14 protein-coding genes are annotated in these 19972 nt (G+C 50.3%); 4 read left to right on the forward strand and 10 right to left on the reverse strand.

Annotated elements, in window-relative coordinates; all coding sequences use genetic code 11:
- Positions 1-168: 168 nt before the first annotated feature.
- Positions 169-4074: a carbohydrate binding domain-containing protein gene (locus KJW29_RS14055; protein ID WP_214630236.1), complete on the reverse strand. Its 3906-nt coding sequence runs from the start codon at positions 4072-4074 to the stop codon at positions 169-171.
- A 238-nt stretch (positions 4075-4312) separates the two neighbouring features.
- Here KJW29_RS14055 and KJW29_RS14060 point away from each other — a divergent pair, with 238 nt between their 5' ends.
- Positions 4313-5005 carry a response regulator transcription factor gene (locus KJW29_RS14060; protein WP_214630237.1) on the forward strand — a complete coding sequence of 231 codons (693 nt, stop codon included), beginning with the start codon at positions 4313-4315 and terminating at the stop codon, positions 5003-5005.
- Positions 4983-7262: a histidine kinase dimerization/phospho-acceptor domain-containing protein gene (locus tag KJW29_RS14065; RefSeq protein WP_214630238.1), complete on the forward strand. Its 2280-nt coding sequence runs from the start codon at positions 4983-4985 to the stop codon at positions 7260-7262. The genes KJW29_RS14060 and KJW29_RS14065 overlap by 23 nt, the downstream gene beginning before the upstream one ends.
- On the opposite strand, the gene KJW29_RS14070 is transcribed toward KJW29_RS14065, so the two are convergent.
- From KJW29_RS14070 to KJW29_RS14085, 4 genes are all read right to left on the reverse strand, one after another.
- Positions 7246-8220, reverse strand: a complete 975-nt coding sequence (locus tag KJW29_RS14070; RefSeq protein WP_214630239.1) for an aldo/keto reductase — start codon at positions 8218-8220, stop codon at positions 7246-7248. The two genes, KJW29_RS14065 and KJW29_RS14070, sit on opposite strands and share 17 nt — an antisense overlap.
- Positions 8217-9161 (reverse strand): alpha/beta fold hydrolase, encoded by a 945-nt coding sequence (locus KJW29_RS14075; protein WP_214630240.1) that lies wholly within the window; start codon positions 9159-9161, stop codon positions 8217-8219. The genes KJW29_RS14070 and KJW29_RS14075 overlap by 4 nt, the downstream gene beginning before the upstream one ends.
- Before the next feature lie 34 nt (positions 9162-9195).
- Positions 9196-9858: a TetR/AcrR family transcriptional regulator gene (locus tag KJW29_RS14080; RefSeq protein ID WP_214630241.1), complete on the reverse strand. Its 663-nt coding sequence runs from the start codon at positions 9856-9858 to the stop codon at positions 9196-9198.
- Positions 9859-10213: 355 nt separating this feature from the next.
- Positions 10214-11752 (reverse strand): FAD-dependent oxidoreductase, encoded by a 1539-nt coding sequence (locus KJW29_RS14085; RefSeq protein ID WP_214630242.1) that lies wholly within the window; start codon positions 11750-11752, stop codon positions 10214-10216.
- An 89-nt stretch (positions 11753-11841) separates the two neighbouring features.
- Here KJW29_RS14085 and KJW29_RS36090 point away from each other — a divergent pair, with 89 nt between their 5' ends.
- Together KJW29_RS36090 and KJW29_RS14095 are read left to right on the forward strand one after the other, a co-directional pair.
- Entirely contained in the window at positions 11842-13974 is a 2133-nt protein-coding gene (locus KJW29_RS36090) for a winged helix-turn-helix domain-containing protein (RefSeq protein ID WP_246608718.1), read from the forward strand.
- Between the two features lie 66 nt (positions 13975-14040).
- A complete protein-coding gene (locus tag KJW29_RS14095; RefSeq protein WP_214630243.1) occupies positions 14041-14694 on the forward strand; it encodes a DUF4386 domain-containing protein in 654 nt (217 codons plus the stop codon).
- Here KJW29_RS14095 and KJW29_RS14100 read toward each other — a convergent pair.
- The 5 genes from KJW29_RS14100 to KJW29_RS14120 all read right to left on the reverse strand — a co-directional run bounded on the left by KJW29_RS14100 (position 14691) and on the right by KJW29_RS14120 (position 19855).
- Complete coding sequence (locus tag KJW29_RS14100; RefSeq protein ID WP_214630244.1) at positions 14691-15896, reverse strand: MFS transporter; 1206 nt, start codon at positions 15894-15896, stop codon at positions 14691-14693. The two genes, KJW29_RS14095 and KJW29_RS14100, sit on opposite strands and share 4 nt — an antisense overlap.
- 44 nt (positions 15897-15940) lie before the next feature.
- Entirely contained in the window at positions 15941-16390 is a 450-nt protein-coding gene (locus tag KJW29_RS14105) for a MarR family winged helix-turn-helix transcriptional regulator (RefSeq protein WP_214630245.1), read from the reverse strand.
- Positions 16391-16522: 132 nt separating this feature from the next.
- A complete protein-coding gene (locus KJW29_RS14110; RefSeq protein WP_214630246.1) occupies positions 16523-18016 on the reverse strand; it encodes an extracellular solute-binding protein in 1494 nt (497 codons plus the stop codon).
- 23 nt (positions 18017-18039) lie between these two features.
- On the reverse strand, positions 18040-18906 hold the full coding sequence (locus KJW29_RS14115; protein ID WP_214630247.1) for a carbohydrate ABC transporter permease: 867 nt from the start codon (positions 18904-18906) through the stop codon (positions 18040-18042).
- Between the two features lie 37 nt (positions 18907-18943).
- A complete protein-coding gene (locus KJW29_RS14120; RefSeq protein WP_214630248.1) occupies positions 18944-19855 on the reverse strand; it encodes an ABC transporter permease in 912 nt (303 codons plus the stop codon).
- Positions 19856-19972 lie beyond the last annotated feature (117 nt).

Consider the following 19972-nt stretch of genomic DNA (forward strand, 5'->3'; position numbering starts at 1 on the left):
GACAGACAACGATGATAAAAGTAAGGACGATTTTAGGGAAAATAGTAAGTTGTTTAGCGCGCTGAAACCACTGGATAAGACCACTCCCCCTACATCGCATGTCATGAATGCAAAGTCATTATAACAAAGGCAAAGATCGGATATCTCTGCCTTTGATTATAACGAATATTAGGATTTGTCGACTAGTCTGATAAATAGATCATCAAACCATGCCGTGCCGTTAACCCCCCACAACTGCGCTTGCAATTGAACGCTGGCTGTTAGCGGAGGCAAAGTGATCTTGCCCCTTACATAGGTCCAATCGTTTGTTCCATGCAGCACAGTCGCGCTAACATCGGCTTGCAGCCATTTGCCATTGGAATCCATAGCAATCGCTTGCAGCTGCGCTCCCATAGCGCCCGCGGAAACGTTCGAAGTTTTGATCCAGCCCCCAAACTCGTATTCCTTGCTGACCTGCAGGTTGCTTCTGGATGTAAGCCATGCCGAGTATTGATTGGCGTTATTCGTGATTTTTAGAGACTTCTTCCCTTTATAAGAGGTCGAATTGTCCCATACAAACGGCGTGCCGGAGGAAGTCCAGCTGGACCAACCCGTTGGACCTCCGGTACCGATTTCCATCCCCGCATTGGAAATGCCCGTATCCGCCACGGACAATTCGAAGTCGTCAAACCATGCGGTGCCGGAAGCCGAATACAAATTGCCGACAATAAAGAGATACGCCGTTCCTTCGGGCGGGTTAAAGCTGAGCTGATATTTGTTCCAGTCATTCGTGCCCGTTACGAATGGAATGCGATAGGTTGCAAGCACATTATGCGCCGAATCCTTGGCCTCTACCGATAGAAAGGCGCCCTGCGTTCCGGCAACGGACAACGTCTTGATCCACGCCGACAATTGCAGCGTCTTTGTCAGGCTCCCTGGAACGTTCATCTGAGCAATCCATGCGGAATGATCCGTTGTTGCGTTTGTAATCTTTAACGATTTGTTTCCCCAATGACGCGTGCCGGAATCCCATGCAAACGTACCGCTCGATGACTGATTCCATGTCGTCCAATGGTCTGGCGAAGTCGTGCCGCTCTCGGCGCCGCCATTTGGATTATCCGTCTTTCTAGGGAATTTCATCGTAAATACTTCATTGCTGTTGATCTGGAACCTTGGATAATAACCTCTGAACCTGCCCCCGTTTTTGAGCGTTACCGATTTGGCGGAACCAAACTCATACCTGATCATTTGGGAAGACGGAGGCTGATATAAGCTTAGGCTGGTTGCATTTTTCGTTACGAAGGCGCCTGGAAACGTATTGCTCATCGCATCTTCGCTGCCGTCCGACCAATACGCCGAAGTGACATTGCGCGGAACGATTCCCCCGTCCTCTATTAAATAACCTCCGGCGTTCGGGCCTTGAACCTTTATCTCGATTCTGTCTGCATAGAAGTCATAATACAAGGTTTCATCGCCTACGACCGTCACGATCCGCTTGTGCGTGGAGCTAATATCCGAGTAGGTTACGGAATCCGCCTCATAGAACATCCCGTGCTGCCCCACGATGGACACATCCGGCTGCTCCTCGAATCGAATGTCGTCAAACCATACAGTGCCGCTATTTTCATAGAAGTTGGCGCCAATTTGAACCGTGGCCGTTCCGATAGGAACCGTTACATCGGATACAAAATACGTCCAATCCTGCGTGCCTACATTAGAATAGGCGTCCGCGCCGCCCCTTGCTCCGAGAGAAACACCGTTGGCGTCCAAAAACTGAATGTTGAGATAAGCACCCCGACCGGCGCCGTTGGGCCCGTCTACTTGATCCGTTTTGATCCAGTACGAAACCTCGTAATGTTTGCCCGGAATAAAGTCGGTAGTCTGCTGATACCAGGTTGAATTTGCGGATTGATTGGCGTTCGTTATTTTGAGGGAGCGGTTTCCGCTGTGTTTGACGCTGGCATCCCATGTAAACGAGCCATTCGCGTTATTCCAAGTATTCCAATTATCCGGCGCGGTCGTTCCGCTTTCCGCTCCGCCATTTTGCACCTTATCGGTAAAGGCGCTGCCATTATATTCGAGCACCATTGGCGTCGAATAGAAATCCAAGCCTAAATTTTGCCTGTTGTAGCCTTGTTTATCCTGCAGAAATCCAATAACACCCGCTTTCTTGTATACTCTGGCCTTGTACCCATTCGCAAAGTCGGAGTCAATCTCGTAATAGTCATAATCCGTCGAGTCGATGACGCTTAGCGTATCCGAATACGCTTCGGCCCCGACTTGGACGGAGGCATACGCCGAAGCGGTTCCTTCATTTTCCGAACTATCTACAGCCGAAACTTTATAATAATACGTTTTGCCTTGTTCCACTGCGCGATCATGGAAGGAAGGAACTCCGCCCGGCTTTATCCAAATCTCTCCTACCTTGTTTGCTTGGGCAGGTGTAAACGCGCTCGTTTCGCTCCGATAGACTCTATAGTAGGACAAGTCCGCCTCCGCCCCCGCTGTCCACGTTAAGTTCGCCTTGTGAAAGTCCGGCGCTGTTACATGTAAACCCGTTACCTGCGCAGGAGCCGTTTGATCCGGAATGTCCGAATAATAATAAATCGTATTTGCCGGAATCGTATCCGTAAATGCGGTTCCGCTTATCGACTTGGTCCCGAAGCTTGCCGGGATTTCGCCAAACTTATCGACTAGATTAATAGAAGCCGACTCGAACTTGTATTTTCTAAACGTTGTATGAATGGAGTTCTCCAACGTAAAGCTTACATCCGCGTCGTTATTCGACCAGTTCACCACGATAATGGTGTGTTTGCCCTCCGCTGTTTTAATGATGGCGGGGATAACCGCTTCATTTGAAGTAGTCGCCTGATACGCAGTCGAACCTTTGGGAATGAGCTTGTACGCCAGTGCCGTCGCCTTGTAATTGGGTCTTGGCGTAAAGTTCTCCTGCTTGCTGCCTATGATGCCGAAGCCGTAATCTCCAAAGCTGGTAGACGTTTGGTTGGAGCCGGCAGGCCATGTCCAAATATCATCCGCAAACGACCATCGGCCGAATTCGCTGACACCTGCTCTTAATCCATTAGCGATCAACGCAACGGAATTTAGTCCATCCTCCGCTCTGCGAATGGTGCCGGTTGGGGTATAATCGGTAATCATAATCGGTTTATCAGCCCCGTTGGGGTCATTGGTTTTGATAATATCGATAAAGCTTTTGATCAAGCTGACATAGGAGCCATCCGTAGCCTCCGCTTTTGTTTGTCCGGAGTGTATGGTATAAGCGTCGAGACTGGCGGAGATATTCGTTGACAGATCGTCCAGCCAGGAGGCTGTATCATGGTCGCTATAACCGATCTCGGGACCAATCAGCTTGACGTATTGCAGCAGATTTTCACTTTGCAGCCTGCTCCGCACCGCGGTCATGGAATCTTTATAGCTCGTCAGCTTGCTGACGCCTGGCGGAGTCAGAAAGAAGTTGTTCGGCTCCCCTGAGAAGGAAACGTATTTGACGTTCGTAAACCCTTTGGTCACAACGAGATGTTTGACCATAGCGGCGATATGCTCCGCATATTCGGGGATCATGCCTGTATTAGGTCCGGTGTTCGACGCGTATTCGGCAGTAAGCCATGGATACATGACTCTGGGATCGTCGACCATTACATCTACAAACACATCCACGTTCATATCTTTAAAGGCTTGAAGATATTTATACAGCGAGTTCATTTCGATGCTGTTCCATGTAAATCCGGAATCCAGCATGACATCGGGATCCGCGTTGTCATTTGTCGGCTCCCACCAAGCTCCGTCTAACCATAACCTAGCAACCGTGGAGCCTGTTTTTTTAAATTGCGTCATCAAAACCGCCAAGTCGTCATCGTTAAAATCTTTAACCTTCCAGGAAGAATGATAGCCAAAGGGCATAACCGTTCCTCCCATGCCGAGCGTCGTGCCTTCAAAAGCTTTTGTGTTGTTTTTTAACGTGATGTTTACCGTGGAGTTAGCCAATACCTTGTCTACGCTTTCAAAAACGATAAAGCTTGCTAGCAGCAACGCAACACTTGCAACCAGCATGAATGGCAGTCTGTTGCTTTTCATGATTTCCCTCCCGATCTCACATTGGAATGACACCCAAAAAGAAGATTGTGTCTGATTTCAATATAAATCAACTCTATTTTCTTTATCGACTATAAAGTTTCTACCTGCGACTCACCATTATTGTTCTAAGCGGGAAAAATATATTAAGAAGTTCTTCATAAATTCGGGAATGGGATATTAAGAATTTCCAATTATAATGAGAGGAAGAACAGGAAACATGCAAGGGGGAGGAAATGGGATGGAGCAGCGCGTGGTGCTGGTTGTCGACGACGATAAGGAAATACGCGACGCCATTGAAATCTATTTGAAACAAGAAGGCATATCCGTCTTAAAGGCAAAGGACGGCATGGAGGCGCTTGAGACTTTAGAGTCCAATCAAGTGCATCTCATCATACTCGATATCATGATGCCCAAGCTTGACGGAATAACCGCAACCTTTAAAATCCGTGAGCATCGCAATCTTCCTATCCTCATCTTAAGCGCCAAAAGCGAGGATAGCGACAAAATACTCGGACTCCATGTAGGGGCGGACGACTATTTGACCAAGCCTTTTAATCCAATGGAGCTTGTTGCCCGAGTGAAATCCCAGCTAAGAAGGTATGTCACTTTCGGCTCCTACGAAGGTGCAAAGAAAACGATCGATCTGCGAGGTCTCGCTTTAAATCGGGAGGGAAAGGAAGTAACCGTGAGCGGCGAACCGGTCAGGCTAACGCCTATCGAATATAAGATTGTGGAGTTGCTGATGACGAATGCGGGACGAGTCTTCTCGATCCAGGAAATATACGAACGCGTTTGGAAGGAACCCGGCTATAATGCCGAAAATACGGTTGCCGTCCACGTACGCAAAATCCGCGAAAAGATTGAGATTGATCCAAAAAATCCAAGATATTTGAAGGTGGTATGGGGCATTGGATACAAAATGGAAAAATAGGACGCTCTTTTTACTCTATGCACTTTTGTTGGTCATTGGTCTGAGCGGTCCTCTAACGATAATGGATCAAGGCAGCCGTTACCTGTATCGCGATTATTACCGGACGCCGGAATTCCGGCAGCAACTTGAACAATTTGCGACCTACTTAAACCTGTTCGAGCTCAATTCCCTCTCGGCGAAGGAATTAAAAGCTGCCATTACAGTGAACGAGGATGACATTATCGACTACCGCCAACAGTTGGAGCCTCTTGAATATCAGATTCAAAATATCCACAACGAATATGATTCTCTCATTCTGGAAGCGGTCGCGACCGACAACAACAGCGCGGCCGATTCTTACAAAGCTCAGAGAGATAATAAGCTGGAAGAGCAGAAAAAGGTATTCGAGGATAACGACTATGCCCTATCGCTTATCCGCAAGGAGAAGGAACGACAAATAGACGACTACTACAATGAACGAGAGATGTACCGCTCCGAATATAGTTACTATCAGGATCTGTTCAATTATTATTTCCGCAACACTTCCACAGGTATGGTCCATTCGAGCTTGAGCAATGCGGAAGACCAAGTTGTGGCGCAAAACGAATTGTTTGGCGACAGCCATGTCTATGCTACGAACTACTCGATAGACATCGTTAATTCTACTCACTACATGTTCGGAGCACGCGAACTGCTAGACGCTTCCATCACCCCTTATAAGGGCTGGATCGCCGTGCCGAAGGACAGTCCCCTGCATGAACAGGCCAGAAAATATCGGTGGGAGCAAATCGTATTGCTTGCCTATGGCGCGGCAGCTGCCGTTCTGCTTGTCGCATGTATCATTCGCTTCAAACCCGTCATGTCTGTTCAAGCAGAGAGAAGTCAATGGACCACTTATTATCGCAAACTGCCGTTGGATGCCAAACTGTTGTTTTCAATCGGCATGGCAGCTCTTACACTCGGTTTATTGGCGGACCTGGCAGGACATTATTCCTCCATTGCCGTGGAGCCTTTGTTCTATGGCGAGAAGCTGATTGTTACACTTGCAATTGCAGCGATCAGCATGGCTTTGACCCTTATTCAAGGAAAATTCCTTGTGCAGGATCTACATAGCTGGAGCAAGTTCGGAGAAGAATGGAAACGTTCTTTGCTGCAGCGGGGCGGCTTGCGCATAAAAACAGGTTTCATAAGCGTTTTGAATCAAGTGCGAGATTCCTTTATTTATAAAAACACGGGAATCCGGTTGCTGCTTCTCTCATGTATCTGGATTTGTCTAGGTTTTATTGGAGGATGGATGACGTTATCTTTTTTTCAATACAACGATTCTTCATTCGTAATTGTTACGCCAATATTGGCGATAGCGGGGATTGTCGTATTTCTCCTTACGACACGCAGGCTCGGATATTTGAATAAGGTTGCCAAGGCAGCGGATGAACTTGCGGCCGGTCGAATGCCGGATGAGCTTCCCCAATCGGGAAGCGACGTGCTTGCTTCTTTGGCTTCTAATATCAATGCTTTAAGACGAGGAGTCACGCTGCTTCAAAATGAACAAGCGAAAAGCGAAAGACTGAAGACGGAGCTCATTACGAACGTCAGTCATGATCTACGGACTCCCCTGACTTCCATCATTACCTACGCCGGTCTGTTAAAGACGGAAGATGCGACCACGGAGGAACGAGCCGCCTATGTTGACATCATCTGCCAAAAGTCGAAGCGCTTAAAGACGATGATCGACGATTTGTTCGAAGTATCGAGAATGGCAAGCGGCAATGCAAAGCTGATCCTTGAGAAATCGGATCTCGTCCAGCTCATGCAACAGGCGCTGGCAGAGTATAAAGAGGATATGGACGGATCAGATGTTCAATTCCGGGTTTCGTTGCCGGAGGAACCGATCTACGTACTAGCCGATGGACAAAAGCTGTGGCGCGCTTTCGACAACCTGATTGGAAACATGTTAAAGTATTCGCTGAGTCACACGCGTGCCTATATTTCCATGCAGATATCGGAATCGCAAGAGGTTGCGATAACGTTTAAGAACATTTCGAAATATGAAATCAGCGATAACGCCGAGGAGCTGTTCGAGCGCTTTAAACGCGGAGATACGTCTCGTCATACCGAGGGGGCGGGCCTCGGACTCGCGATCGCAAAATCGATCATCGACCTTCACGAGGGCCGCCTTACGTTGGAAACCGACGGGGATCTGTTTAAGGTCTCCATTACTCTCAAGCTTCAAGCTTCTGCCAAGGTGGCGACTCCTGATCTCAGCGCAGCCTTATAAGAGCTTGAACAGCTTCCGCATCGAGTTCAACATCGGCGGCGGACATAGAATCCCGAAGTTGATTCGTTCTGGAGGGTCCTATGATCGCCGCGGCGGGCAATCGATTACAGGTAATATAACCTAGCGATGCTTGAGTCGCATGGATTCCTTTTTTCTTCATTAATGTCTGGACGCTTTCGATTCTGGCCACGTTGATGTCATTGTAATATTTCTCTTTAAGCTGCTCGCTAATCCCGTTCCAGCCGTTGCCGACTACCTTCGGAACGATGCCGGAAGCCTGGGAGGACCATGCCAGCACCGGAATCTCAGCGGCGATATAGGCTTCATACTCCGTTTCCGTCATTTCTGGAAGCACTTCATTTGCAGGTTGGCCAGCGCTTGTTACCGCGAGACTCCATTTCAGTTGGGAAACGGTAAACGGGGTCAAATGATTGGCTTTAGCAAATGCATTTGCTTCCAGCATTCTTTTTACCGTCCAGTTTGATGCCCCAATACTTTTGATGTAGCCCTCAGCGACATATTTGTGCAGGACAGGCATGATTTCGCTAACGGGAACATCCTCGTTATCTCTATGCAGGAAGTAAACGTCGATGGCATCCACCATAAGGCTCTTGAGGCTTTTTTGAATGTCCTCCTGGATGCAAGCCGCGGAAACTCTGCTTTCTTGAGGAGATTGTAATTTGAAATGCGCGCCTTTGGTTATCACTTTCATTTTATTTTTGTTACCGGATTGTTTCAGCCACTTGCCAATGGTCCTTTCGCTTACGGGATCGCCGGTGTCCTGCCAATCTCCGTATACGCTGGCCGTGTCGATGCTGTCGCCGCCAAGCTCGGCATAAAGATCCATAAGTTCAAAGGATGTTTTCTCGTCGATTTTTGTTCCGAACATGGTGCTGCCAAGAATGATTTTTGAGAGAGTGACAGGACTGGATACGGCTTCGATTATTAATTTTCTCATAAGTACTCCCTTCTCCCTTCTGCTGCTGGCGAATCGGATGACTCCCGCTTTTCGAAGTTGTCGCCCAGCAAAAAACCAAACATCTCTTTATGCACCGACTCCGGCTGTTCTTGATTAATGGCGTGCCCTGCTTTCGAAATCATCTTGTATCGATACCCGTCCCTCTTTAGCAATTCTATAAACGATTTGCCAACAACCGCGTGATGATCGCCAACGAGAAAATAAAGCTTGTCTTTTAAAGCCATGCCTTGCTCGCTTATATATTTCCGAGGTTGATGGGGAAACATCGCCTTCTGGTTATGGCCTTTCATCAACTGGACAAGATGAGAAGCCAGCAGCGGATGCTCGTCGAATACTCGCGAAGCTGGAGAACACAGCTTTGGTATGATTTTGCGCAAATTCCGGTCGGTTGGCATCAGCATTTCCGGAAACATAAGCATGATCGTACGAAACATGGATTGGATAGGGCTCACAACCATCCCGCCCTCCAGACATACGGCTTTTCGCACCCGTTCCGGCCGGGCAACGGTATACTGATACGCCATATACGCGCCATTGGAGACACCTGCCACATTCGTCGTTCGAAGGCCGAAATGATCTGCCACATCGTCCAGCCACTCCTCTTGGCTGAAAGCTCCCTTGACGAACCGATCATTCGGCACGCTTTTGCCAGGGCCGCCCAAAGTGTCAACCGCAATACAATAAAATCGCCGCGAAAGCTCCTTCATATTAAGAGCCCACATGAGCGCCGAATTATCCCCCACTCCATGAAACAGCAGCAACGGCGGGTTATCCGCCCGGCCCGCGATAAGGCAATGCGTCGTTCCGAATCGGGTCTCTACGTTTCGAACTTCTATATCCGTCCCCCACATTTGCAGCACTTCATCATAGGAGGACATCACTTCTTGGCGCAGCTTTTCGTTTTTGAATATTTGAACCATGATCTCTCATCCTCCTGTTGTTCGCATACCGCATTTAGTCTCTGCGTGCAACCAAGAAACGAAGCGCGATTTCGGCATCCGGGAAAGGCAAGCCGTGCCCCTCCTCCGTCTGTATGCGGGAGAGCGCGATCCCCTGCACAATCGAATAATAGGCGATTGCAAGCATCAATGGATCATCCTGCATCAGTTCCCCGAGTCTTTGGCCTTCCATAATGAGCGGTACAAGATGTTTAAACGGTTCGCCCCTTCGTTCCGCAACCATCGCTTTGACCGGTTCCGGAATGGCGTCCGGCGAAGTCGCCAGCAGCAGATTAAGCCGCCAATGTCCCGATGCGGCGCTTGTCGGCGCCAAATACGCCTCCGTCAGCCAGTAGAGGCGCTCCAGCGGCGAGCCCGGAAGCTGGCAAGCTTGGTAGACGGATTGCCCCGCGCCGTTCAGCGCGAGCTCTACGATTTTGGCGAACAGCTCCTCTTTGGATTTATAGTAGCTGTATACATAACCTTGACTAAAGCCTGCGCTTGCGGCAATGTCCTTAATTTTTGTGCCTGCAAACCCTTTGCGGGAAAATACTTCGACCGCATGCCATAATATCTTCCGTCTGACCGGGTCCCCTGCTCCCCATTCAAATGCTTCCAAAAACAGTTGCTGCAACCGTTCGCTTTGTACGGACTTCGTTCTTTCGCCTTTATGGACCATCGGAGCCCCCTTGCTTTGTAGGTGGAATTGAATACATTTGAATGATTTTGAATGAACGTTCGTTCAAAATATACCATAAAAAGGGGTTTCGCTACAAGTACAGCTTTGCATTAAAGAAAAATAGCCTCAACAATTCACCAAACAGGTCGGTACCTGGCAAAATGGCTATTCATCGGCGTTTTTAACGCCTACAGCTGCTCGTTCGCCTGCTTTTTGGAGCCATAAGCGTTTCTAACGCCTATGTCTGCTAAACAGAGTTACTTTTCGGTCCATCGGCGTTTAAAACGCCTAAACAACAAATTAACCCTTGCCGATCCGTGGATCAGCAAGGGTTCCTTATTGCAACAATCAGCAACTATTCGGTTGACACGGACTTCAAAGGTCTCTCCGCGGGGCCTTCCATCACTTCGCCCGTTATCGAGAAGCGGGAGCCGTGGCAGGGGCAATCCCATGTCCGTTCGCCGTCGTTCCATTCCACCTCGCAGCCCATATGGGTACAAGTCGTATCGACGATGTACAGCTTGCCCTCCTTGTCCCTGTACGCGCCTGCCCTGCGCCCCTTGACCGTAACCGCCGATCCTTCATCCGGAGCCAAATCCTCGGGTTTCCGCCTCACCATCTCGAGCTTGCCGCCGATCAGATGTTTTGCGACATCGAAGTTGTCGACGACCAAGTTTTTAACCGTCTTTAACGACACGGAGCGCGAAGGCGAGAACAATTCCTCGAATTCACTGCTTTTCTCTTGAATGAGATTGCTGATGAGCATCGCGGCTGCCGTACCGCTTGTCATTCCCCACTTCTTGAAGCCCGTAGCGACATAGATATTGGGAGTAGAGTCGGTTATCCGGCCGATATACGGCAGCTTGTCTCCGGTGACCAAGTCTTGCGCCGACCAGCGATAGACGATTTCCTTCGCGTCGAAGTGCTGCGAGGCATAACCCTGAAGCGCTTCGTAATGATTGATGGTGCAAATGCCTTGCCCGGTTTTGTGATTCTGCCCGCCGATGATCAGCAGAGGCGTTCCATCCTGGGAAGCCGCGCTCCTAATGGATCGGCTAGGCTCTTCCGCGCTGATGTACATGCCGCCGGGATACGGCTTGTCAGTCCTGATGCCAAGCGCGTAAGAACGCTCCGCATGCATCCTCGCGAAGTAGAAGCCAAGTCCGTCGTAAAAGGGATAATGCGTGCAGACGGCGACATGCTTGCAGGTCACGGAATGGCCGTCGGCCGTTGCGACTTTCGGTTGCGGCCCCTTCTCAATATCCAAGGCGGTCGTCCCTTCGTAGATCTCGCAGCCGGATTCCGCGGCCAGCTTGACGAGAGCCGCCAAATACCGCACGGGATGGAACTGGGCTTGCCCGTCCATTCGAACCGCGGCTTTCGCGGGAATGTCGAGAAGCGGAATGCCTCCGACATAAGAACCCGGAATACCTAATGAATCGTAAGCCGCAGCTTCGTCCTCAAGCTTCCGAATATAATCATCCGAGTTGGTAAACACATAGGCGTCTTTCGTTTGCAAGCCGCAGTCAATGGCATGCTGACTGATCAGCGATTCCGCGAACTTGCGAGCGCCTTCGTTCGCCTTGTAATAGAGCGCCGCTTTTTCTTGGCCTTCCTGCTTGATCAGCTCGTCGTAGATGAGATGGTGCTGGGCCGTTAATTTGGCCGTCGTGTGGCCCGTCGTGCCGTGCAGGAGCTTGCCGGCTTCCAGCAGCGCGACCTTCATTCCCGCCTGCGTCAGCAGATAGGCGGTCGTAATGCCGGCGATGCCGCCGCCTACAACGGCGACGTCGACTTCGATGTCATGCTGCAGCTTGGAGAAGGACGGCAGCTCTTCGGTCGCTTGAATCCAAAGAGACTCCGGGTACGTCGGCAATAGCGGATTATGCTTCATAGGAACGCTCCTTAGAGATGGTCTGTTTCATTCATTCCTTCCCTAATTGGCGGATTCTATTCGGCGCGCTTGCATGATAAGATGGAATTATGTCTACGCCAATTCCATCCACCAAACTTCATATTCCGCCGCTTCGGCCCAATACGGTTCTTCGCGAGCCGTTAATCGATAAGCTTCAACGCGGGTTGTGCCGCAAATTAACCTTCATCTCCGCGCCGGCCGGTTACGGCAAATCAACGTTGGTTAGCGACTGGACGTCCCGATGCGGTCGGCCGGTCGCATGGCTGTCGCTTGAGGATAGCGACGGCGATCTGACGCGTTTTCTGACCTGCTCGATCTCCGCCTTGCGGACGGTTGCAGAGCATTTCGGGGATGGCTTGCTCGCCGTGCTTCAATCGCCCGAGCCTCCGCCTGCGGAGTCGATGCTAACGGAGTTTCTTAGAGAAGCCGCCGCGCTTGCTCCGTTCGCGCTCGTCCTTGACGATTATCACGCGGCGAAGTCCAATGCCGTCGACGGCGCCGTCTCCTTCCTGCTCCGCCATCTTCCCGCAGGCATCCATCTCGTTATGATCACCCGGGAGGATTCTTCTCTTCCCTTGGCCCGGTTGCGGGCCCAAGGCCAGTTGACGGAGCTGCGGGCGGCAGAACTGCGATTTAATGCCGCCGAAGCCCGTCGGTTTTTAACCGACTATATGGGACTCGCCCTGTCGCCGGACAGCATCGAGGCGATGGCATCGCGAACCGAAGGCTGGATTGCCGGCCTGCAGTTGGCCGCGCTGTCCATGCAGGGAACGACCGAGGAGGATCGGATCGTTCCGCCAATTGCCGGCAGCCATCCGTTTGTGTTGGATTATTTGGTGGAAGAGGTTCTGCAGCGGCAATCTCGATCCGTTCAGGATTTTTTGATCCGCGTTTCCATCCTTGACCGGTTGTGCGCCCCTCTCTGCGACGCTATTATGCCCGATCCCGAGATGTCGGGCATGCAACGGCTGCAGGATCTTGAACGTCGCAATCTGTTCCTTATCCCCTTGGATCATGAACGGCGATGGTATCGTTATCATGGCTTATTCGCCGAGTCCTTGCGAAGACGGCTGCAGGATAACCTCGACGGGAGCGCCATCGCGGAATTGCATGTAAGGGCTAGCGAGTGGTACGAGCAGCAGGGACAGGAGCTCGACGCGTTCCGTCATGCCGCGGAAGCCGGCGATATCGAACGGGCCGCGCGACTGCTGGAAGGCAACGGGATGCCTCTGCATCTTCGCGGGGGAGCGGATATCGCGCTGCAATGGCTGGAATCGCTGCATGCCGCGGAACTGGACGCCAGACCCGCGTTGTGGGTGATGTACGCTTCGGCGCTGCTGATCAAGGGCAGGCCGACCGCTATCGAATATAAGCTGCTTGCCGCGGAGAAGGTGCTGGAGGGGATCCGGCAGGACGTCCGCGTTAGAGACCTGATCGGACTGATCGCGGCGACCCGCGCGACCGTTGCTTCGTTAACCATGGCTGCAAAGCCGCATGGCTTCCGTCCGAAATTGCAGGAAGCCGAGGCGTCCATGCAGCTGTCGGATCAAGCCGACAAAACCGACGATCTGATCGGGCTCATCGCCCCCGCAAGCTTGGCCCGGACGGACGAAACCGCGGAGATCGACCGGGTCATCGCCCAGTCCGCCCGAGCGCTTGAATATCTGCGGCAGGACAATTTCCCCGTTCGGACATCGGCCGCTTGGATGCTTGGCGTCGCGCTCCAACGGCGAGGGGATCTTGCCGAAGCACGCAAAGCCTATAACGAGGGGATCTCGTACTGCCATCTGATCGGCCATAAACCGATGGCCGTCCTGTCTCTTATCGGGCTGGGCCAAATAGGGGAGGCGGAGGGCGAACCCGGCATGGCGGAGGCCTGTTACGCCGAGGCGCTCAAACTGGCAGGCGATCTGCCGCTTCCGGCTCTTCGCGAAGCGCGGACAGGCCTGAATCGCGTACGGCTGGCCGCAACGGCGGACGGCATCATCGAGCCGCTCAGCCAGCGGGAACTCGAGGTGCTCGCGCTCATCGCCAAGGGATTTTCCAACCGGGACATCGCGTCGCGGCTTTTCCTCGCTCTCGATACGGTTAAGGGGCATAACCGCAGAATCTTCGAGAAACTGCAAGTGCGGCGGCGAACGGAAGCCATTGCTCGCGCCCACGAATTGCATTTGCTCCCTTCGCCAGATAAACCACACTAAAGTGTCTACAGCCCATCGCCTCCCCTTCGCTATAATTCAGCTAATACAAGCGAAGGGGAGATCGACATGGATAGGAAAGTCAAGGTTGCAGGCGCGCTGTTTTTGATTTCGACGGCGGCATACTTAATAGGGAGCGGCATTCTGAATCCGCTTCTGCAGAAACCCGGAGTTCTGGAGCAATGGCATGACGACCGCGCGCTTGCATTAGCGGGCATGTTCTTGGAGCTGGTCAACGCGTTAGCGGTCTCGGGTATTGCCTTCCTGCTGTACCCGGCCCTGAAGAGACATAACGAGGCATTCGCGATCGGTTACTTCGGCTCCCGCCTATTGGAGTCGGCCATTCTGATCGTGAGTTTAATCGCGCCGATGCTGCTGCTGCCTTTGAGCACAGAGTATATAACTGCTGCGGAAGCTTCCGGACGTTTTTCCCTCACGACGATAGCGAATACGGCGGTAGACGCCCATTTCATGTTATTCGAACTGGCCATGGTCGTGCTTGGCTTGGGCAGCTTGTTGTTTTGCACGATTCTATACCGCTCCAAGCTGGTTCCCCGGTGGTTGTCCGTTATCGGCTTTATCGGGTATGCGGGATTGTTAACGAGCAGTTGTCTGGCGATTGCCGGCCATGACATCGGAGCCGTTCTGTACATTCCGGGGGCGATATTCGAGATCGTTCTCCCCGTCTGGCTGATGGTCAAAGGACTTCATTCTCGTCATTAGGAGGTGGCACGCTGCCTCCTCTCCTTCATGACGCGCAACGCCGCCGATAGGGAGAACAGCAATACGAATAATACCATGATCCCTGCCGAGAAACGGTACATGACCGCATAATCCGTCGCGGTTGCCACGGCGCCGAGCAGCAGCGCCCCGATCGCCACGCCGAAATCGGTGGAATTATAGAACATGCTGTTCGCCTCGCCGTATCGCTCCTTAGTCGAACAACGGAGCATCCAGGCTTGCAGCGTGGGCTGAATGGCGCCAAAGCCGAGACCGTACAGCAGAGCCGAGGCAATGAGCATCGGCAGCCCATGCGAATAAGATAGCAACAGCATGCTCGCCGTCACGAACGAACCTGCGGGAATCAACACAAGCACCGGCCCCCTCCGGTCGAACAGCTTGCCCGATAAGGGGCGGACCAGTACGATTGTTGCCGCGTTGAAGAGGAAAAACAATCCGACTTGCGCAAGTCCCGCAAATTCTCCGTACAAGACGATAAAGCTGAGCAGACCGCTGTACGTAATCGACAGCAGCACATTGAGGAAGGCGGGAAACCATAAGGAGCGATTGACCCCGCCAGATCGGGCGACGACACCTGACCCTCCGCCGAGGTCCGGTTTCGCGGTCCACTTGATAAGCTTGAATGCAAGCAGTATCGGCACCATGAAACAGACGACCGCGGTGCCGGCAGCCGTTAGAGCGCCGAAGCCGTAGCTGTTCATAATATTTATGCCGATCATGGGTCCTATCGACATCGCAAGGCTAGTGGACAGTCCGAAATAGCCGATGCCTTCCCCCATTCTTCGTGCCGGAATGATCTGCGAGACGAGCGTTGGCAGAATCGTACTAGCCATGCCGAAGCCGATGCCGTACAAGATGCGGAGAACAAGAAGCGAAGGCACCGATTCCGCGATCGAATAGAAGGCAGTGGTCAGCACGGAGAGCAGCAGCCCCGCCAGAAGCAGCTTGTCCCGCGAAATTTTGCGCATAAGAGCCGCCGTCATAAACCTCGATGCGATAGCGGACAGCGCGAACACGCTGGTTACGAGACTGACCGCCACGTCTCCGCCTTGAAGCTCCCCTTTCACGAATGCGGGGAAAGAGGACAACAACATTTGCAAATTCAAAAACAATAAAAAAGAACAACCCGTAATCGCAAGGAACGACCGGGTCCATAATGGTTCTCGATGTAATTCTGGCTGCATATTTAAACTCCGTTCTGCTGTAGGATGACGATTAACGAATCCGGCTATGACTGCAGCTTCGCATCGACGTGATCATGTATCCGTAGAAGGATATTGATCAATAAGCGGTATTCTTCGTCCGTCATGATCGATCGGACTTCCTCCGACAGGCTTTGCTCAATAGAGGCCGTCTCTTTAATGACTTCCCGCCCCTTATCCGTCGCATGCACCACGAATGCTCGACGATCAAGCTCCCCGACTTTTTTCGTAATAAAACCTTTCTCCTCCAGCTGATCCAAAATGCGCGTCGTTGTCGGTTTGTCTTTGTGCGTCAGCTCCGCGATTTCCTTCTGGATCAATCTATCCGATCGTTGTATGGTATACAGCACCGACCATTGCTCGGGCGTCAGCCCGTACGGTCTTAATCGCTGTTGCAGCATTGTGGATAGTTTGCGGTAAGTAATGCCCATCCAGAATCCGACGGATGCCTCAAGTTGGCCTCTTGTTTCTTCCATCTTCGTCCATGCCCCCTAGCCTCGCTCCATCAATTAGTTGCTATGACAACTATATACCAAACCATTAAATAACTCAATATTTTCAACAAAAAAAAGTAGTGGAGTTTAAAGCCTTCTCCACTACTCCCGATATTATTTACTTGTAAACCATTCATTCATTTCGTCGATAGCCTTCTGACCGCCTTTGGCATTAAACTCGGATACAAACGCATCAAACTCGCTTAAATCACGATTGCCCATAATAAATTTAATGGAGTTTTCGGCCACATAGTTGCTAAGCTCCGTCAGCTTTGTATCGTACGCTTCGATAAAGGGGGCATAGGCCGTTTCTTCTCTGTTTTGCTTATGCTCAAGCAACTGGTTGTAGTAGGGAAGGAAACCTTTGGCTCCCAGACGGGCGTTAAAGCTTGTATCGGTGTCCAGGTTAAAATAAAGGGTGCGCCACGGAATCTCGTTGCTTTGTTCCGGCGTTTGCACCACTTTGCCATCTTCAACCGTGTAATCCTCGTTTTCAATGCCAAAAGTGATCAGCGTATCCGTTTTTTCTTCCAAAAGGAAATTGTAATAATCCGCTGCGCCTTCTTTATTTTTGGCTTGCTTGGGAATAACAACAAACGAATTGGCAAGCGACTGCTCTGGAACTCCGCTTTGACCATTGGGTCCTACCGGCGGATCAATGTAGCGCACGGAATTCAGGGTGCCGCCTTTACCCGCTATTGCATCGTCAATAATTTTGGCATCCGCCCAATACAATACGCTCATCGCGGCTGTAGCCGTGATCATTTTATCTTTTACATCTTTGTTGATGGCAAATTCTTGATCGATCAGCCCTTCTTTAAACCACTTGTTCATCGTCTCCAGGAATGTTTTATATTCCGGCTGGATCCAGCTGAATGCAAGCATTCCATCCTTTTCGACCGTTGTATTGCCTACGCCATACATGCTGGAAATTGGAGAGAACGCACCCATGAATGATCCTGGATTAGAAGCCGCGGCCGTTAATGGAATGATATTTTTTTGTTCCTTTATCGTTTTCAGAACATTATACATTTCATCTAACGTTGTTGGATCCTTTAATCCCAGCTCTTTAAACACGCCATCATGAATAAGAACCCCGTTGCCTACTTTTTGAGCCACGCGAACCGGAAGCCCGTATAAAACGCCATCAAGTCTTGCGGCATCAAGCTGTTCTTTGCTGAATACCGAAGAAAGATTGGGAATATACTTTTCCACCAAATCGTCTAACGGCTCGAAGGAGCCTTGCTGAGCCAGCTTGAAATAATCGGACTTGCCTGGAATATGCATTAAATCCGGTACGTCGCCCGATGCAAGGATGACGGAAATTTTTTGGGAAGCATTATCTTTCGGCAGCGTTTCATAGTTAATATTATAACCGGACCATTCTTTAAGAAGATTGTACAGCTTATTGCTGTTAATATTGTCCGAGCCCTTAAATTGCTCCAGACCGGCGTGATAAGTCCTCATCAATTTCACTTTTTTGTTTGTAATTTCTCCCGATTCCGAAAGATTGCCGCCACTCGATTCGTTATTTCCCGAACCGCAAGCCGCAACAATCAGTGCAACAACCATCAACATGCCGACTAACGATAAACTACGTTTTTTCATTTTCGTCCCCCCTGGCAATTTTTTCACCCCTTGACTGCTCCCAACATGATGCCCTGAACAAAATATTTTTGAATAAATGGATAGACGCACAGAATAGGAACAACTGCACACAAGATAGAAGCAGCCCGAATGGTCTCCGCCGTAACCTCTTGGAAAGCGTCGATCATCGCCAAATCGTTGACGCCTTCCTCCGAAATGAGCTGCAGGAGCAACATCTGGAGCGGCATCCATCGCCTTTCGGTAATGTACATCATGGCATTAAAGAAGCTGTTCCAATAACCAACCGCGTAAAACATCGCAATTGTCGCAAGCGCCGGTACCGACAATGGGACAAAGATGGAGCGTAATATTCGGAAATTGCTCGCGCCATCGATTCTAGCCGATTCCTCAAGCGCATCCGGCACGCTCATAAAGAAATTCCGAATTAATATCAGATTAAAGGGCGACATAAGCACGGGAATAATTAATGACCAAATGGAGTTTAGCAACCCCGTATCCCTTACCACCAGGTAAGTTGGTATAATCCCCCCGCTAAAAAACATCGTAATGACAATGACGACCATAAAAAAACGGGTAAAGGGTACATTCTTTCGCGATAATGGATAGGCGGCCAAGATCGTAATCGCCATGCTCAGCGCGGTTCCGACTACGGCTAGAAAAACCGAGTTCGAAAAGGAATAAAAAAACTGACGATTTTCCAGCACGTATTGGAAGGAGGATAGCGTGAATCCTTTGGGCCAAAAATATACTTCCTTCGCCAGTACAAAAGCCTCGCTGCTTAACGATTTCGCTGCAATATGGATAAACGGAAGTATCATGGACAAAGAAAGCAGCGAGAGAAAGGCCACATTGAAATATTGAAACCAAATTTCCCCTCTAGATCGTATCAATCTGTCTCCCCCTCTCACTTGATTTGAACTTCCTTCTTTAAAAAATGCCTTCCTCTCCCATCCTTCGCGCCATCCAATTCGCCATAATCAGCAATCCGCATCCAATAACGGATTTAAATAAGCCTGCTGCAGTCGTTAGCCCAAATTGCATTTGGCCTAAGCCTACTCGATATACGTAAGTATCTATAATGTCAGCTACCTCGTATACCATAGCGTTATACATGACAAGAATTTGTTCGAAGCCGGCGTCGAATACATTGCCAATCCGAAGCAATAACAAAATAACGATTGTCGATCGAATACAAGGCAAGGTCACATGCCAGATTTGCCGCAGTCGACTTGCGCCGTCAACCCTGGCAGCCTGGTACAGCTCATCATTGATGCCCAATATAGCAGCCAAATAGATGATCGCTCCCCAGCCGGCTTCCTTCCAGTTATCCGAAAACACAAGAATCCAGCGGAACCACTGTCCGTCCGACATAAAGAAAATGGGTTCCAAACCTAAACTTTGGATGACTTTATTAATGATCCCGCTGCTGGGCGACAGCAAATCAATAACAATCCCGCCGACTACCACCCATGATATAAAGTGAGGGATGTAAGTAAACGTTTGCACAACTCGTTTAAAGCGTTTCAACATAAGTTCGTTTAATAGGAGTGCGATAATAATAGGAGCCGGAAAACCGAATATAAGCTTCATAAAGCTGATGATGATGGTATTGCGCACAACCCTTGGGAATTCATCGAACATAAAGAGCTGACGAAAATGTTCGAAGCCAATCCACGAACTGCCCATGATCCCTTTCATAATATTAAAATCCTTGAAAGCGATAATGACGCCGTACATCGGGACATATTTGTACACAATAATAAAAAGCATGGCCGGCAAGAGCATAAGATATAAATCCCAATACCGAAGCCAAGGTGATCTTTGTTTAAAAGCGTTCATATACCCCTCCCCTATTCATTTGGAATGCTTTAACTATATCCTTTTTTTCAAAACATTCGTATCCAGCATATTTGCCTTCTAATGAAACAATTTTTACTTTTTCGCAAGGCGAAACGG

Origin of the sequence: Paenibacillus agaridevorans (assembly GCF_018604145.1) — a bacterium.
GTDB lineage: Bacteria > Bacillota > Bacilli > Paenibacillales > Paenibacillaceae > Pristimantibacillus > Pristimantibacillus agaridevorans.

What these genes read in the sequence shown, in the direction of transcription:
- KJW29_RS14055 (WP_214630236.1), bottom strand. Translation starts at nt 4,074, where the DNA reads ATGAAAAGCAACAGACTGCCATTCATGCTGGTTGCAAGTGTTGCGTTG.
- KJW29_RS14060 (WP_214630237.1), top strand. Translation starts at nt 4,313, where the DNA reads ATGGAGCAGCGCGTGGTGCTGGTTGTCGACGACGATAAGGAAATACGC.
- KJW29_RS14070 (WP_214630239.1), bottom strand. Translation starts at nt 8,220, where the DNA reads ATGAGAAAATTAATAATCGAAGCCGTATCCAGTCCTGTCACTCTCTCA.
- KJW29_RS14075 (WP_214630240.1), bottom strand. Translation starts at nt 9,161, where the DNA reads ATGGTTCAAATATTCAAAAACGAAAAGCTGCGCCAAGAAGTGATGTCC.
- KJW29_RS14080 (WP_214630241.1), bottom strand. Translation starts at nt 9,858, where the DNA reads ATGGTCCATAAAGGCGAAAGAACGAAGTCCGTACAAAGCGAACGGTTG.
- KJW29_RS14085 (WP_214630242.1), bottom strand. Translation starts at nt 11,752, where the DNA reads ATGAAGCATAATCCGCTATTGCCGACGTACCCGGAGTCTCTTTGGATT.
- KJW29_RS36090 (WP_246608718.1), top strand. Translation starts at nt 11,842, where the DNA reads ATGTCTACGCCAATTCCATCCACCAAACTTCATATTCCGCCGCTTCGG.
- KJW29_RS14095 (WP_214630243.1), top strand. Translation starts at nt 14,041, where the DNA reads ATGGATAGGAAAGTCAAGGTTGCAGGCGCGCTGTTTTTGATTTCGACG.
- KJW29_RS14100 (WP_214630244.1), bottom strand. Translation starts at nt 15,896, where the DNA reads ATGCAGCCAGAATTACATCGAGAACCATTATGGACCCGGTCGTTCCTT.
- KJW29_RS14105 (WP_214630245.1), bottom strand. Translation starts at nt 16,390, where the DNA reads ATGGAAGAAACAAGAGGCCAACTTGAGGCATCCGTCGGATTCTGGATG.
- KJW29_RS14110 (WP_214630246.1), bottom strand. Translation starts at nt 18,016, where the DNA reads ATGAAAAAACGTAGTTTATCGTTAGTCGGCATGTTGATGGTTGTTGCA.
- KJW29_RS14120 (WP_214630248.1), bottom strand. Translation starts at nt 19,855, where the DNA reads ATGAACGCTTTTAAACAAAGATCACCTTGGCTTCGGTATTGGGATTTA.